We start from the raw sequence: 15,853 nt of genomic DNA on the forward strand, positions 1-15,853 counted from the left end.
TTATCAGTTTCGCAAGAGTAATAGATACAGAACTTGAGAGCAAGCAGCTAATTAACCTTATGTTTTTAATGGTATTAATCTGAAAATTTGAGATTATCTCAAATCAAACTAAACTGAACCTTAATTTGATAAAAATGCTTTCAGGAGGCGTTATGTTAACTGTTTTGCTGCTAGGCGTAGCCGCAATTGCGCTATTTGGCTTATTCAAACTCAATAGTCGTCCCAAAAGACATAAACACTCTTCTCAAGCTGCTGATCCCAGCATTAATAAGACTCACAGTTTTCACAGTGTGAGCATTGTGAATAACGGCAGTTGCTGTGAGCAAATTGAAGCGCTTTCTGGAAAACGATTTTTATCGAAAGATGCGCCCGAAATTCCGATGGAAGAATGCACTAAGGCAAACTGCCAATGCCGATATCAACACCATGAAGACAGGCGACAGCTAGGCAATGATCGCAGAGTAGAATATGGGGTTACTCGTGAGTTATTCGGCGCTTTTGGTGAACAAAATCGCCGTGATAGGCCAAAAGGAAGACGCGCAACCGACGGTTGAGCATCCTCTGCGGATTATTGGGGACGAGTTTGAATAAATGCAGGTAAATCACGCATTTCACTGAACCAAAGTGCTGTCGCAGGTGCAACCTTACGCCAATCTAGCTCTGGATGTCTAAAATCCACATAATCGAGTAAGCAAATCAAAGCTAATTGCGGTGCTTGAATCGTGGTTTGGGTGATCACAGTTTGAAGCTCAATCTGCATAAGGCCGCGCAGCAGTGCTTGTTCAAAACGTGCAGTCCAAAATACTGATCTCACGCCTTCTTCTTCACGCATTTGCTCTTGGCGTAATTTCACCGCGCTATCGATTAAGCCTTTGACTAAAGAATACTGACACTCCAGCACCCAGTTATTATTTGAGATCCCAAACATCTTACGATCGCCAAGCTCTGCATCTAGGTAACGCATGATCACTTCACTATCGAATAGTGCTACACCATCGTTGGTAATAAGACATGGGATCTGTCCTAACGGGTTAGCATCGAGTAATTCTGCGCTGTTTTCAAAGGGATTAACTAACTGTTCTTCAATATTGTTAATCCCTAGATACTGGATTAAGGCTCTTACACAACGGGCATAGGGCGAAGCTTGAGAACTTAACAACTTCATCAAAAATTTCCTTTTGTTTGCATTAAACGCTATGGCTTTTTAGGGGCAAGAACGGCAACAAGTTTACTCTCGCCTTCTATGTAAAATTGAGATTACCAGTATTTTTCAACGGTAATTTGCCCAGGAGCACGGCGTAAATTCTTCACCAACCCTTTATCGAGTAAAGCGGCTTGCGCACCATTAATCATACCCGGATTGCCGCAGATCATAACTTGAGAGTCAGCTGCGTTTAAGGTTAATCCTGCCTTTTTTTCGATTTCACCCGAGACTATTCCCTCGGGAATGCGGCACTGCAAAGCATCGGCAAAGGGTTTACGGGTCACACTCAAGACTAATGAAAATTGTTCAGGGTATTTGCGTTCTAAATTACGCAGCTTATCAAGATATGCCAAATCCTGTGCCTCGCGCACGCCATACACAAGCACGACTTTTTCAAAACGCTCCCAAGGTTCATCGGTGTCGAGCATAGACAAAAATGGCCCTACTGCTGTTCCTGTGGCTAAAAACCACAAATGCTTCCCTTGGAGTTCACCCTTAGGAATTTCAGCTAAGGTCATAAAACCGGTCGCGGTTGAGGTAATTTCAATTTCATCGCCTATTGCAAGGTTGTGTAATTGAGGCGATAACAGGCCATCCTCTACCGCAACGGCGAGCACCTCGGCATAGGGTTTATCGGGAGAATTTACTAAGGAGTAGGCTCTAGCCACACGCTTATCATCTTGCATTTGACTTAACTTGATAAACTGACCAGGAATAAATGGAGCTAACTCGGCAGCAATGCGCAATGAGAATAACTTATCACTCCAATCAATACGTTCTATCACTTGTCCCCTAATCCACATAACTTGCCCTCAAGCGAAACGTTAAATAGGCTTCCAGCATAGACTTTTTTCTGCACAACAAAAACCCCTTATATAAGGGGCTTATGACTATAACGCTGAATATAGAACTGAAAATACTGAGGTATTAACTCGGACTCGATACTGTCTCATCAGTCTTCTTGTTAAAGCTATCTCTAAAGGCTTGCAGCCCCTCTTGCACTAAGCTGTAGGTTTTATCGACACCATCGGCAATATCACCCTGCAATACTTTAAGGCCGGACAGAATATCTTTAGCCTCTTTAAAGCCATTGTCGATGGCACCGCCAATAATCCCCATAAAGCTATCGAGTTGATCACTTAGACTCATACCCGAATTTTGTTGTTGGTGAATGCTAAAAAACTGCGTCGCAAAACTCACGATACGATCTGCAGTCGCTTCTGGAGAAGTATCTACGCCATTATCATAAGCCGTCTGAATCGCGTTCTCGCCCATAGTGGGCGCTAATTCTTTATTAATCGACTCTATCGCTGCGCGATAAAGCAAGGCCATAGACTGATCGCCTGACTTGATATTCACATCTTGCTGTGCCGATAAAATCGCTTGATTCATCAGCTGCTTGCTCGTTTGCTGCGCAGTTTGCTTCGAGGTTACTTCTGTGGCTTTCGCGTCCTTCGAATCACTCACTTCGGTGCCCTTAGACGCCGCGTTTTCAGCATATTTTTTCTGTGGCAAAGGGGTACTTTGCACTTGAGGGGGTTTATTGATTTCCATGATGACTATCCATTCAATTCGGGTCGACTTAATTATCGACCAAAATTTAACCAGCTTTAGTAATTTTTAGAATTGAAGTACCATCTGACCACAAGGCCATGATAAGGCCCACATAAATTAAGTGGGTTCATTCTTTAATAAGGTGCATAAAGCGCCAACCCACCGCAATGCAGATCATTACTATCGCTGAGCTTAGACATAAGCCAATAGAAAAGGATGTTACACCATGGCAGCAGGCCGCAGTTTGAGTCATTTCCGCTTTCACGGGTTTACACTCATGCTTAAGCACTATTTTAAGCATAATCTGGGTATCAATATAAAACGCTTTAGCCTGCTAACAATCCTCTTCATATTCACTTGCCTCGGCTTTACTCCCATTAGCCAAGCTCATGCTGAAAGCAGACTAATTATTTTAGTCAGACATGCAGAAAAAGCCGACACGCCAGCCAATAACCCGCAGTTATCACCCAAGGGAGAAATACGCGCAGCATCACTGATCACTGCCTTGAGCCGCACGCCGCTTTCGCAACTTATTGCAACTCAATACCTAAGAACCCAGCAAACACTCGCGCCCATCTCCGAGGCTCGCCATTTACCTGTGACGATAGTAGAAGCAGCCAAGCCTATCGAAGGACATATTCAACACATTGCCGAACAAGTACATGCAGTAAAGGGCAATACACTCATCGTTGGGCATTCAAACACTGTCCCACTGATCATTAAAGCCCTTGGTGGACCTGAGATCCAAGCGATAAGTGAAGATGACTATAGCCAGCTGTTTTTACTCTCTCTTAATGATGACCAACCTGCGAGCTTGATCGCCACCCGTTACGGACAAGAATAAGGATAAATAACATGAGTGAACTCAATTGGTTTATGTGGGGACTCGATCTATTTTCAGGGCTGTTTTTGATTGTAATAGGACTCGCAGTACTCGCGGTTATTTACATGTATATCGCAGATAAAATGCAGACTAAACAAGCGGTAAGACATAACTACCCAGTAATTGGTCGCTTTCGGTATCTGTTCGAGAAACAAGGCGAGTTCTTTAGACAATACTTTTTTGCCCAAGACAGAGAAGAACTGCCATTCAACCGTGCAGAACGCAGTTGGGTTTACCGCGCGGCTAAAAATGTCGATAGAACTATCGCCTTTGGTTCGACTCGCCCCTTAGATAACGCCGGTACCATTATGTTTATGAATACCGCCTTCCCAACCCAAGATGAAGAGATCACACCCATTCATCCACTGACAATTGGCACCAATTGCCGCCAACCCTATACGACTCAAGCCATTTGTCATATTTCAGCCATGAGCTTTGGGGCTCTATCGCGCCCAGCAATTACCGCCCTTTCCCACGGTGCAGCGCAGGCGGGTTGCTGGCTTAACACAGGTGAAGGCGGCTTGAGCCCTTATCATCTAAAAGGTGGCTGCGATATCGTCTTTCAAATTGGAACGGCCAAATACGGTGTACGTAATGAGCACGGACATTTAGACGATGAAAAGCTCAAGTCGATAGCCATTCATCCCGAAGTCAAAATGTTCGAAATTAAAATGAGTCAAGGAGCTAAACCGGGCAAAGGTGGCATTTTACCTGGGATCAAAGTCACGGCTGAAATTGCCCATATTCGCGGTATTCCTCAGGGTTATGACTCTATTAGCCCTAATGGTCATATTGAATTCAAATCCGTGAACGATATTTTGGATATGGTTGAACGAGTACGTGAAGTTACCGGTAAACCAACGGGCATTAAGGCCGTACTCGGTGACGTGCAGTGGCTCGAAGATTTATGTGATGAAATTGAACGTCGTGGCGAAGACTCTGCCCCCGACTTCTTTACCTTAGACAGTGCCGATGGCGGCACAGGCGCTGCACCACAACCTTTAATGGATTATGTCGGATTACCACTGAAGGAAAGCTTACCTATCCTAGTTAATGTCTTGATCCAACGAGGCTTGCGTAAACGCATCAAAGTCATCGCTTCGGGTAAACTCATAGTGCCATCAAGAGTCGCTTGGGCTTTGGCATTAGGTGCCGACTTCATCGCATCGGCCCGTGGCAATATGTTCGCCCTCGGTTGTATTCAAGCCTTACAGTGCAATAGAGATACCTGCCCAACGGGCATCACAACGCACAATCCCAAGCTGCAACAAGGACTCGATCCTAGGGATAAATCGGCTCGTGTTGCTAACTATAATCATAATTTACACCATGACTTAGCCTTAATTGCGCACTCTTGCGGAGTGACAGAACCAAGACAACTCAAACCCTCACATGTCCGAATTGTACTCGATAGCGGTTTATCCATTTCACTCGATAAATACTATGCACATATGGATAAGTAGCCGCGAACCCTCGCGGTTAATGGCGAATACAACTTTCGTTTATATAGGGTTTACATAAGGTATATTTGAATGCGTATCACAAAAGAGGTAAGATCCGTGACGTGAGACATTATTCAAATGTCTTACCCACAATTGAACTTAAGGAAACACTTTGAAATCTAGCTTCGTAAGCCAACTGCCCGCCAGTAAAACTGTAAGCACTAGCTGTAAGAGCTGTAATCGCCTGACCGAGATCGAAGGTGAACTGGTGTGTTTTCGCGAAGGGCAGATCATTCGACTCACTTTGATAGATGAGTCAGTACCTAAATTGAATCTTTTATGTGAAGGTTGGAAAGCGGGGAAGCTGAACGGCGTAGCTTAATTCAGCCATATTTTATCTCTGGAGTCTCTCTAGAGCCATCAAGAATAGAGGCTCACCTCTATTCTCGGACGTTCTCACCTAAACTGTACTAAAGCACTAGCGAACACACCTAACGCATACCCATAAAGTCACTTGTCGGCGCGTTCATATCGCGGATCACACCTGCCAGCACCATTTCTGGATTGACTTTAGCCAAGGTAAGTCGCCGAGTGGTCACCAGTAGACCCGCGTTCAACTCAGCATGAATGCGTTGCAATGAATCATAATCAACACCACGTTTTTTCAATGTCGCCATGATGGCATACCAATCAGTGGCGACTTTTTCTTCTTTGCCTTCAATATTAGCTCTCAGTGTAATATTTTCCATGCCAGATCTCTTCCGATTGATGTGTTGGCATTGAGTATAGAGAGCCGAAGCTGAATAAAGACTGAACTGTATTACGCTATTAACTGCTCAGAGGAGTATGTTGTTGCTCATTTTGTATCCGCCATAATTTGGCATAGAGACCATTTGCCAACAACAAAGTCTGATGATTACCTTGCTCAACAATTTCTCCTTGGCTTAATACCACAATTTGATCGGCATCGACTATGGTCGATAACCTATGAGCCACCACTAGGCTAGTGTGCCCCTTAGCGACTTCCCGCAGTGCCGACAAAATAGCTTGCTCGGAGCGACTATCGAGTGAGGATGTCGCCTCATCAAACACCAGCACGGGCGAGCCCTTCAAAATGGCCCTTGCTATCGCGACCCGCTGTTTTTCTCCGCCAGAGAGTTTTAAGCCGCGCTCACCCACCTTTGTGTCCCAACCAAGGGCAAGTGATGCAATAAATTGCTCTAAGTGCGCTAATTTAATAGCATTACGCACCTCTTCATCAGTCGCGTCTGGGCGACCATAACGTATGTTTTCGACTAATGAATCGTTAAACAACACGGTATCCTGCGGCACTATGGCGATGGCACGCCGCAGCGCATCTTGGGTGAGATGGCGGATATCTTGTCCATCGATTTTAATCGCACCTTGGTCTACATCGTAAAATCGAAATAGCAGTTTAATCAGGGTCGATTTACCTGCACCACTATCACCTACAACAGCCACCTTTTTACCGGCTTCAACCTTAAAGCTTACGTCCCGCAGAATTTGCCGCTCATCGTAGCTAAAATTAACATTTTCAAATATCAACTCACCCTTAGTGGGTTGAAAATCGAGTGCTTGGGGTAAGTCGACTATCATAGGATGTTTATCGAGTAGGCTAAACATGCGCTCAATATTGGCTAACGCGCCGCGAATTTCGCGATACACAAAACCTAAGAAGTTAAGGGGTAAAAAGAGCTGCATCATAAACGCATTAATCAACACAAAATCACCTAAGGTCATATCGCCATAGGTGACTCTGTATGCCGCCAGCGCCATCATAGCCGTCATAGCCAAAGCGATAATCACAGCTTGTCCACCATTGAGCGCAAACAAAGATAAGCGGTTTTTACGTTTGGCGACTTCCCACTGTTCAAGCGCTTGGTCATAGCGCTGCGACTCATACTTTTCATTATTAAAATACTTTACCGTTTCATAGTTCAGCAAGCTGTCGATGGCGCGGGTATTCGATAACGAGTCAGCCTTGGCCGCATCACGAACATACTCAGTACGCCATTCGGTCGCGACCACAGAAAAAATAATATAAGCCAACACAGCAATAAAAGTGATTGCCGCAAATGCAATGCCGTAGTTATAGAAGAAAATGCCAATCACCATGACAATTTCGAGCAAGGTCGGCACTATGTTGAACACCATAAAACGCATGAGGAAACTCACGCCGCTGGTACCGCGTTCAATATCACGGGAGAGGCCGCCGGTTTTGCGCTCTAGATGAAAGTCGAGATCCAGTCGGTGTAAATGGTCGAATACCGCTAAGCCTAAACGGCGGATCGCCCGCTCTGTTACGCGGCCAAACAAGGTATCGCGGATCTCCCCCGTAATCGCCGTCAGTAAACGAATCGCACCATAGGCCAACACTAATCCTACGGGCACACTGAGGGCTTGCGCGGTTTTATCGGCATCTAAGGTGTCGACCAAATGCTTCAGAATAAAAGGCAGAGCCACGCTGGTCAGCTTAGCGATGATGAGGCATGACATCGCCAGCGCAATGCGGCCTTTGTATTCCAATAAGTAAGGCCAAAGCAGCTTCATAACGTGCCAGTTTAATTTATCGACTGGACCTTCAAAATATAACGTTGGGCGCATAAGACATAACCTTGAATAAGTTATGCCAATTGTAACAGTTCACACCGAACATAAGCTAAGCGAAACTAGCAAAGTCTGAATAAAATCAATCAGATTTTCCTGACAGACAAATAGACTTATTCACGACATACTCAGCTGCTATTTTGATTGCATTTAAAGTCAAAACATCATACTTACGCATTACACTGGCGTATTCACAATAAATGAATTTATACTGATTTGTGTTCAGGCATGTACCGTTTTGCTTAACCTCAGAGCCGTATGTAAGAGGATAAGAGTGCAATGGAAGAAGGCTTGGCACAAAGTTGCTGCTGTTGATTATTTTTGCAGTTTTGCCCAAAATGCCATGGAGGCGGTTATACAAATCAATAGAATTTGTTAACCTCTACGCGCTAGATTTTGCGATTCATACGCCGAAGTTCTAGCGAGAACATTAAGACAAACAAATTAAATTAAGATCAAAGGAAGCTTTATGTTGGATTCCGCTAAAGTTCAATACCCGCCATTACCACTGATCCAAACTTGGGTGTGGATGATGATCGAATCAGGCAATCCAGAGATACAAGATAAAGGTAGAAACAACCTTATTGCCGCCTTTGGTAGCTTAGCCAAAGCAAATGAATACATTGTTGAAATAAGCAATAAATAGATAAAACAAAGGCGCCGGGATAGCGCCTTTGTTTTTACTTAACCCGCAATCGTTAACGGCTAACTCAGGTATAGTTGCGGTTTATGTTCGCTCGAGCAGATAATTAAACCTGACGGCGTTCGATAATGCTTTGATTCAAAATGGCTAACAGACGCTCGGTATCATCCCAACCAATACACGCATCGGTAATACTCTGCCCATAGCATAAATCTTGACCTTCAATAAGATCTTGACGACCTTCCACTAAATGGCTTTCTACCATAACACCAAAAATAGCAGTATTTCCCGCCGCCACTTGACCAGCGACATCTTCAGCAACCACTAACTGACGTTGATACTCTTTACTACTATTCGCATGGCTAAAGTCGATCATGATGTTGTCGGCAAGCTTTGCTTTTAACAATTGCTGGCTAATCTCAGTGACATGCGGCGCGCTATAATTGGGCTCGCGGCCCCCCCGTAAAATAATGTGGCAATCAGGATTGCCCTTAGTCGAAACGATCGCCGAATGGCCCAACTTAGTCACAGATAAAAAATGGTGTGGTGCATTGGCAGCACCTATCGCATCAATAGCAACTTTAATCGTGCCATCTGTACCATTTTTAAAGCCGACCGGACAAGAAAGACCCGAGGCTAACTCTCTGTGTACTTGAGATTCTGTCGTACGGGCGCCAATGGCTCCCCAGCACATTAAATCAGCCATATATTGTGGGGTGATCATGTCAAGAAACTCACCCGCGGTTGGCATACCGCTGTCGTTCAAATCCACTAATAATTTACGGGCGGTGCGTAAACCATCATTGAGTTTAAAGCTGTTATCCATGTAAGGATCGTTAATCAGCCCCTTCCAACCCACTGTGGTTCTTGGTTTTTCAAAATACACTCGCATCACAATTTCGAGTTGATCTTTATAACGTTCACGCAGTGAGACCAAACGCTGTCCATATTCCAACGCAGCTTTGGGATCGTGGATAGAACAAGGCCCAATCACCACTAATAGACGATCATCAGACTTAGCCAGAATATTATGGATACTATTACGCGCATTAAACACAGTCGCAGAGGCTTTTTCGGAAGCAGGAAATCGTTCAAGAATCGCGATAGGTGGAAGTAACTCTTTTACTTCTTTAATGCGAACGTCATCATTTTGGTAATACATAATTTTACTGCTCCAACGCTGGTGTTTTAGGCTATTTCTATCGCTGCGATAAGGGATCTCAACTGCAATACTGAGTTCAATTTATCGAGTCTCAGGCGCCAATGCAACCAAGTTGTCTCCATTTCAAAGAATCAAATATAACTTATTGTTTTAATATATTTAAAAAAAATAAAAATTCAAATATGCCAGCTAACTCACAGCCTTGATTAACAAAATCGAATACGGCGGATAAAAAGGAATAAACATATTTGCTGCAAGTGTATTTAGGTGCCCTATGTTAGCAAGCAAAGATGTTTACCCGTAATAAGCATAATTGATGGCCAGCGCTCTATAGAAAAGAGCGGGCAAATGCTAATGCTGTAACATGACTTGTAACTTGCTCTGATAGCGTTGACGCTCTGACTCATCTCGACTCAAAGCCAAAGCTTTATCCATATTCAGTTTGGCACGCTTTTCGTCCCCCAGCGCCCAGTAGGTTTTAGATAAACCGAAGAAGAACTCATGACGATAATCCGCTTTTGCCAACGCCCTTTGATACCAAGCCAAGGCCTCGTCGTATTGATGCTCATCATAGGCTTGCTGCCCCATGTCATAGTAATAATAGGGATTACGTATTCGCGCTAATTCAAGCACTTTATTAATTTCGGCCCATTCATCAAGCCGCCCCTGCTCCCCTAAAATCAAGGCTAAGTTATAAAGCGTTGTCAGATTTTTCGCATTAAACTTGAGTGCATAGCGATAAACCTGTTCGGCCCGCTTTTCATCACCTTTATGCCGGTAAATAATGGCGAGCGTGTTGAGTGAAGGAACAAACTGGCCGACTTTTAAACCCGCTTTAATCAAGGCATAGGCCCTGTCTAAATCACCGTTCACCAAAGACTCTGCGGCCATATTGTTGTAAAACATGCTGACTAAGGTCTGCCGATCCACTTGGGTTTTACCGTATCCCCGTAGAGCTCGCTCTGGCATAAAGTCCACTAAAACTGCGGTAGATGACACATAAACTGAATGTGCGTTTTCAGGTGGAAGTAAGCGTAAATTCACATGCCCATTGATTAAATAGAAATCACCTTGCTTATCCCATACGGGTTCTATCGCGATATCTTGATACTCAGCACTCACATTCAATATGTCCGCTAACGCAGAAGTCATGACCACTAAAGACATGCAATTACCCGCCCTTTGGGCATAGGTTTCACGGGCAATTTGGGTCAGATTATCTTGATATCGAAAATCAATGTTAGCGCTATTGGTTTGACTCGCATTGATATAACTAGCTAACCACTCGTTGGCTAACATTTTGTTATTATGTGAAAAAGTGTATATCCCATAGCGACGTTTTACGTCTGTCACTACCTCGGGTGGCAGATAAAAAATATCCACAACAGAAGGAATATCGGCCACAGGGGTAAACAGTGAATCGGCAAGTAACGACTCAAGATCCGACGGATTAGGCTCAATGGTCGTCGAGCTACAAGCAAACAATTGACTGAATACAACGCTCAAGATCGTACTCAAGTATACGGCTCGGAATAGTTTCGACATACGCCCTCCCACACCATTAGCTCCTATTTGAGCTTATTACAAATGGCGAAAAAGACGACATAAAATGGTTACAAAAAATGATAATCGCGATCGATTGAAAATAATCGCAAATAATTTAATGAATTAACTATTGTGAAGGTCGGTCAACTTCTATGTATAACTCACGCTGCTGATAATGATACGGCCGATAGTTATGCTCTCCACAGGTAAAATGTCGATAGGGTTTCATGACCGTAACGCAACCTGAGGGTAAAGCCTGCAGAATTTGGATTTGCTGCTGGCGACGAAGCGACTCCTGCCATTCAAAATCCTTGAGCACTTGATCACGCACGGCAAAGGCATCGACAGGCTCACTTGAGCGATTAACGATCACTTCTCCTGCAAAGGCAGAAACCGATATCCAGCCAGAAATGACGATAAGACTTAGTCGCGAAAATTGACCTATTGTTTTTATATTCAAGCTCATAGAACACTCCTTAATTTATGCAAGAAAACAGAATTGCTCAGTAATTAAGCTTATGACCCTGTGCTAAAACTTCAATCACAGTGATTACCCATAAAAAAGCAGAGCCTAGGCTCTGCTTCACTATCCCTCGCTCCAAGCTAAGCATCAAGGTGAATCACGCATTAATGTGCAAGTTTAATCAGCCCGCATTTTTGACCGTAACAAACTCAGGATAGGCATCAATACCGCAGTCAGAAGCATCCATACCGTTGTATTCTTCTTCCTCAGTAACACGGATCCCCATGGTTATCTTAATCACATACCAGACAGCAAATGATGAGCAGAATACCCAAGTGAAAATGATCGCTGCCCCCGTCAACTGTCCGGTAATAGTTGCATTGGCATTGGATAATGGCACACACATTAAGCCGAGGAAACCAGCCACACCGTGTACTGAAATCGCACCGACGGGATCGTCAATCTTAATGCGATCTAAGCCCACAATCGAGAACACCACCACACCGCCCGCCACTAAACCAATCACACCCGCCATTAACAATGAAGGCGAGAGAGGATCTGCCGTAATCGCCACTAATCCAGCCAAAATACCGTTAAGGATCATGGTCAAATCCGCTTTACCCCAAATCATCTTACACACGATAAGAGCTGAGATGGCACCAAAAGCCGCTGCAGTATTAGTATTCACAAACACTTTCGCCACTGAGCTTGCATTCGCCGCATCCGACACCATTAATTGCGATCCGCCGTTAAAGCCAAACCAGCCCATCCACAGAATAAACATACCTAAGGTTGCCATTGGCAAGTTAGAGCCTGGAATAGGATTCACTTGGCCGTTAGGCCCGTATTTACCCTTACGCGCACCGAGCAATATTACGCCAGCAATCGCCGCGGTCGCCCCCGTCATATGCACAATACCGCTACCGGCAAAGTCTACAAAGCCCAGTTTAGCGATAAAACCTTGGCCCCAAGTCCAATAACCTTCTACTGGATAGATAACCGCTGTCATCACCACAGAGAAGAACAAGAAAGCCCACAACTTCATCCGTTCCGCCACAGCACCAGAGACAATTGACATCGCCGTTGCCACAAATACAACTTGGAAGAAGAAGTCAGATTCTAATGCATGGCTCGCATCTGCTGATTGCGAACCAATTAAGGTGCCAATTGACGGTAACCAGCCACCTTCAGTGTTATCCACATACATGATGTTGTAGCCAACCAACAGATACATCACACAGGCAATCGCGTACAGCACAACGTTCTTAGTTAAAATTTCAGTGGTATTTTTAGAGCGAACTAAACCCGCTTCTAACATAGCGAATCCCGCCGCCATCCACATGACTAAAGCGCCAGAAATCAAAAAGTAAAAGGTATCGAGTGCAAAGCGTAGTTCAGTGACTGTGCCGCCTAATTTCGTTAATTCTTCCATTGTCAGCCCCTTATAGCGCTTCAGTATCAAGTTCACCCGTACGGATACGGATAGCATGTTCTAAATCAACGACGAAGATCTTACCGTCACCAATTTTCCCCGTATGGGCCGCAGTGGTAATGGCTTCAATCAACATGTCGAGATTTTCAGCCTTAGTGGCAATTTCTAGTTTTACTTTTGGCAAAAAATCCACCTGATACTCGGCGCCGCGATACAACTCTGTATGCCCTTTCTGACGGCCAAAACCTTTCACTTCGGTCACCGTCATGCCCTCAATACCAATTCCGGCGATAGCTTCACGGACATCATCCAACTTAAACGGCTTGATGATAGCGCTGACTAGTTTCATCCTGACCTCCAAAAAAACGCGATTGTTATTAACTTGTATCAAAGGTAATTCAATCATTAGGCCAACAATTTAATCCATTGATTATTATTGATTTAAATTGTTTAACACTATTTTTTAAGGTTAAAAATGCACCATAATCGAGCACTAACTGGTGCGATGCACTCTTTTAGTGAGCAGTTTAAGTGCGACAGCTATTCGACCTTAGGCCTATTGGTAACAAGGTTAAATTAGGGTCTACTGGGGGAAGCGTAAATCGAGATGAAATCTGAGCATCACAACACAAGCTCTTAGACAAAAGCGAAGATCATCACTAAGACAATCATCAAGCGCAGAAGGAAGGCCCGATGTTAAAACCAGAAGAATGTGTTCTCGTTATCGTCGATGTGCAAGGAAAACTTGCACAAATCATGGATAACAGTGACAAGCTGCATCAACAACTACAGACCTTAATCCAAGGCGCACAATTATTTGAAATTCCCATACTCTGGTTAGAACAGCTACCCGATAAACTCGGAGCAACTAGCCCTGAGCTGCAAACCTTACTTGCGAAAACCAGCTCACCCATTGCTAAGCAGCATTTTAGCGGCTGGCACTGTGACACGTTTGCAAAGGCATTAACTAAGACGAATCGCAAACACGTCATACTCGCGGGTATTGAAACCCATGTGTGTGTTTACCAAACCTGTTGTGACCTTATCGAACAGCAATATTCGGTGCATTTAGTCGCCGATTGCGTATCGTCACGCAGTGCTGAGAATAAACAACTCGGGATCCAAATGATGACGGCCAGAGGCGCCCTATTAACTAACGTGGAATCGCTATTATTTGAATTACAACATCAAGCCCAAGGCGAGCGGTTTAGGGCGTTATTAAAACTGATCAAATAACGATTTAGCCCGTGGTATTTGCCAGCATGATCAGCGCCTGACATTACTCGATATTTTTTTCCATAAAAAAGCCCCCGCTGAGTCAGCGAGGGCTTTTGTTTGCATGAGGGGTTAGCTCATATCGAAAACTCAACCGCGATTGATTAAAACCTACTTATAAGTGGCTTCGCGTTTTTTCGCTTCTTCATCCCACTTAGGTAACATGTCTTTCTTGAATGCTTCTTTCTCAGCATTCATCTTTTTCATGTCCATACCTAAGGCCGCTTGTGCTTTAGCTTTAGTAGAGATATCAGGAATCGCAACAGGATCTGTGATGCCTTTTTTACCGAGTAATTGCGCTAACTTCACACGAGCATCAGCAGCTTTACTTACCGAAGTTCCCAGAATACGCAATGCTTCATCCGGTGCGTGAGCTGCAACACCATGGGAAGCAATCGCTAAATCCCAACGCCATTGTGAGTGGCGAATATCTGTCAGTATGGGTTTCATTTCTTCTTCAGTTGCGCCAGCTTTCCACGCAGCCTCTGCTTCAAAGTGTGCTTTGACTAATTGCTCTTCCGCTTTCAACTTCATTTCTTTGACTTTGGCTTTACGCTCATTAGTCACGCCAACCAAAAACTCTTTAGTCTGGCTATGGCAAGTTGCACAGGTTTCTTCAAAACGGTCGAATGGATTGCCCACTTTATGATCGGTAAACTTCTTACCTTCAGCACTGGTCACTTTTGGCATGTGACAGTCAACGCAACTCACATTATTCATGCCGTGAATACCCATTTTCCACGTTTCATACTCTGGATGCTGGGCTTTTAACATTGGTGTCTTAGAAAGGGCGTGTGTCCAATCAGAAAATTGGATTGAGTCATAGTAGACTTCCATTTTTTCAACTGTTGTACCCATATCCCAAGGGAATTTAACAAAATTCTTTTTGTCGTCAGTTTTCTCAAAATAATACTCAACGTGGCACTGAGCACATACCATTGATTCTTTATCTTGTTTAGACGCTTTGCTAAAAGGTGTACCTATAGCTTCAAAAGCACGGTCTGCATAAGGGCGTGAAATACGTAACTTTGGAGAGCTTTTTTCATGGCAATCACCACAACCAATGGTATTTGTCACTTCAGGGCCACCCTTTGACCACTTACCTTTGAAGTAACCATCTTCGCCTTGCTCTTCAATCAAGCGAGGTACATCAGGGCTCTTACAGCTCCAACATGCCATAGGCAATGGACCATCTTCCGCATTTTTCGGCGCACCAGTACGTAGGGTATTACGCACGTCGGTCACGGCATACATATGGCCGCGAGGAGCGTTGTAATCTTTTGCGAATGCATAGCCAGCCCACAGGATCACCATATTAGGATCCTGCCCAATCGCATCGACAAGTTCTTCACTCTTTGCGGTATCATGCCAGCTATTATATTGATTCTTAAATTTATCTTTATAAACTTCGTTGCGAGGCTCTGTTTTATCACTCGCCATTGCGCCCGCTGCCATGAAGCTGGCGGCAACCAGTGCACTCAGTGCAAAGGACTTACCTGTCATCTTCTTCATCATCTCATCTCCGTGTTGCATTATTGTTGTAAATCACGACATCTCCATGGTCAAACTTAGTGATTAAACCCTGCTAAAAATATACCTCTTAGGGGGTATCTAGGTTGAAG

The 15,853-nt window shown here is 44.3% G+C and carries 17 protein-coding genes; 6 read left to right on the forward strand and 11 right to left on the reverse strand.

From position 1 onward, the window contains the following. The first annotated feature begins 152 nt into the window (after nucleotides 1-152). Entirely contained in the window at nucleotides 153-554 is a 402-nt protein-coding gene (locus HQQ92_RS18285) for a hypothetical protein (RefSeq protein WP_173247449.1), read from the forward strand. Between the two features lie 14 nt (nucleotides 555-568). Here the strand turns inward: HQQ92_RS18285 and HQQ92_RS18290 are convergent, their stop codons facing one another. From HQQ92_RS18290 to HQQ92_RS18300, 3 genes are all read right to left on the reverse strand, one after another. Continuing rightward, nucleotides 569-1,165: a glutathione S-transferase N-terminal domain-containing protein gene (locus tag HQQ92_RS18290; protein WP_131525196.1), complete on the reverse strand. Its 597-nt coding sequence runs from the start codon at nucleotides 1,163-1,165 to the stop codon at nucleotides 569-571. Between the two features lie 92 nt (nucleotides 1,166-1,257). Beyond that, complete coding sequence (locus HQQ92_RS18295; RefSeq protein ID WP_173247453.1) at nucleotides 1,258-2,007, reverse strand: ferredoxin--NADP reductase; 750 nt, start codon at nucleotides 2,005-2,007, stop codon at nucleotides 1,258-1,260. Between the two features lie 124 nt (nucleotides 2,008-2,131). Further along, on the reverse strand, nucleotides 2,132-2,758 hold the full coding sequence (locus tag HQQ92_RS18300; RefSeq protein WP_105250221.1) for a DUF5610 domain-containing protein: 627 nt from the start codon (nucleotides 2,756-2,758) through the stop codon (nucleotides 2,132-2,134). A 226-nt stretch (nucleotides 2,759-2,984) separates the two neighbouring features. Here HQQ92_RS18300 and HQQ92_RS18305 point away from each other — a divergent pair, with 226 nt between their 5' ends. The 3 genes from HQQ92_RS18305 to HQQ92_RS18315 all read left to right on the forward strand — a co-directional run bounded on the left by HQQ92_RS18305 (nucleotide 2,985) and on the right by HQQ92_RS18315 (nucleotide 5,465). Next, on the forward strand, nucleotides 2,985-3,602 hold the full coding sequence (locus tag HQQ92_RS18305) for a histidine phosphatase family protein (RefSeq protein WP_173247456.1): 618 nt from the start codon (nucleotides 2,985-2,987) through the stop codon (nucleotides 3,600-3,602). A gap of 11 nt (nucleotides 3,603-3,613) precedes the next feature. Next, entirely contained in the window at nucleotides 3,614-5,104 is a 1,491-nt protein-coding gene (locus HQQ92_RS18310; protein WP_105250223.1) for an FMN-binding glutamate synthase family protein, read from the forward strand. Between the two features lie 151 nt (nucleotides 5,105-5,255). Next, nucleotides 5,256-5,465: a hypothetical protein gene (locus HQQ92_RS18315; protein ID WP_105250224.1), complete on the forward strand. Its 210-nt coding sequence runs from the start codon at nucleotides 5,256-5,258 to the stop codon at nucleotides 5,463-5,465. Between the two features lie 109 nt (nucleotides 5,466-5,574). On the opposite strand, the gene HQQ92_RS18320 is transcribed toward HQQ92_RS18315, so the two are convergent. Then, on the reverse strand, nucleotides 5,575-5,832 hold the full coding sequence (locus HQQ92_RS18320) for a hypothetical protein (RefSeq protein ID WP_105250225.1): 258 nt from the start codon (nucleotides 5,830-5,832) through the stop codon (nucleotides 5,575-5,577). Nucleotides 5,833-5,911: 79 nt separating this feature from the next. Continuing rightward, nucleotides 5,912-7,708, reverse strand: a complete 1,797-nt coding sequence (locus tag HQQ92_RS18325) for an ABC transporter ATP-binding protein/permease (protein ID WP_173247459.1) — start codon at nucleotides 7,706-7,708, stop codon at nucleotides 5,912-5,914. Between the two features lie 472 nt (nucleotides 7,709-8,180). Between HQQ92_RS18325 and HQQ92_RS18330 the strand changes: the two genes are divergently transcribed. After that, nucleotides 8,181-8,357, forward strand: coding sequence for a hypothetical protein (locus HQQ92_RS18330; protein WP_105250227.1), 177 nt, complete (start codon nucleotides 8,181-8,183; stop codon nucleotides 8,355-8,357). Nucleotides 8,358-8,460: 103 nt separating this feature from the next. Here HQQ92_RS18330 and aroG read toward each other — a convergent pair whose 3' ends face one another. The 5 genes from aroG to HQQ92_RS18355 form a co-directional block, all read right to left on the reverse strand. After that, the gene (gene aroG, locus HQQ92_RS18335; protein WP_105250228.1) at nucleotides 8,461-9,516 is read right to left on the reverse strand and encodes a 3-deoxy-7-phosphoheptulonate synthase AroG; all 1,056 of its coding nucleotides are present in this window, start codon (nucleotides 9,514-9,516) and stop codon (nucleotides 8,461-8,463) included. A gap of 351 nt (nucleotides 9,517-9,867) precedes the next feature. Beyond that, nucleotides 9,868-11,061, reverse strand: a complete 1,194-nt coding sequence (locus HQQ92_RS18340; protein ID WP_173247462.1) for a tetratricopeptide repeat protein — start codon at nucleotides 11,059-11,061, stop codon at nucleotides 9,868-9,870. A 127-nt stretch (nucleotides 11,062-11,188) separates the two neighbouring features. Next, nucleotides 11,189-11,527 carry a hypothetical protein gene (locus HQQ92_RS18345; protein ID WP_028761802.1) on the reverse strand — a complete coding sequence of 113 codons (339 nt, stop codon included), beginning with the start codon at nucleotides 11,525-11,527 and terminating at the stop codon, nucleotides 11,189-11,191. Nucleotides 11,528-11,705: 178 nt separating this feature from the next. Further along, nucleotides 11,706-12,956 (reverse strand): ammonium transporter, encoded by a 1,251-nt coding sequence (locus HQQ92_RS18350; protein WP_028761801.1) that lies wholly within the window; start codon nucleotides 12,954-12,956, stop codon nucleotides 11,706-11,708. Between the two features lie 10 nt (nucleotides 12,957-12,966). Further along, a complete protein-coding gene (locus HQQ92_RS18355; protein WP_028761800.1) occupies nucleotides 12,967-13,305 on the reverse strand; it encodes a P-II family nitrogen regulator in 339 nt (112 codons plus the stop codon). Between the two features lie 344 nt (nucleotides 13,306-13,649). On the opposite strand from HQQ92_RS18355, the gene HQQ92_RS18360 reads away from it, so the two are divergent. Next, nucleotides 13,650-14,192: a hydrolase gene (locus HQQ92_RS18360; RefSeq protein WP_028761799.1), complete on the forward strand. Its 543-nt coding sequence runs from the start codon at nucleotides 13,650-13,652 to the stop codon at nucleotides 14,190-14,192. A gap of 150 nt (nucleotides 14,193-14,342) precedes the next feature. On the opposite strand, the gene nrfA is transcribed toward HQQ92_RS18360, so the two are convergent. Beyond that, nucleotides 14,343-15,746 carry an ammonia-forming nitrite reductase cytochrome c552 subunit gene (gene nrfA / locus HQQ92_RS18365; protein WP_173247467.1) on the reverse strand — a complete coding sequence of 468 codons (1,404 nt, stop codon included), beginning with the start codon at nucleotides 15,744-15,746 and terminating at the stop codon, nucleotides 14,343-14,345. Nucleotides 15,747-15,853: the final 107 nt, after the last annotated feature.

The sequence above is a fragment of the Shewanella sp. DC2-4 genome, assembly GCF_013248875.1.
Taxonomy (GTDB): Bacteria; Pseudomonadota; Gammaproteobacteria; order Enterobacterales; family Shewanellaceae; genus Shewanella; species Shewanella oncorhynchi.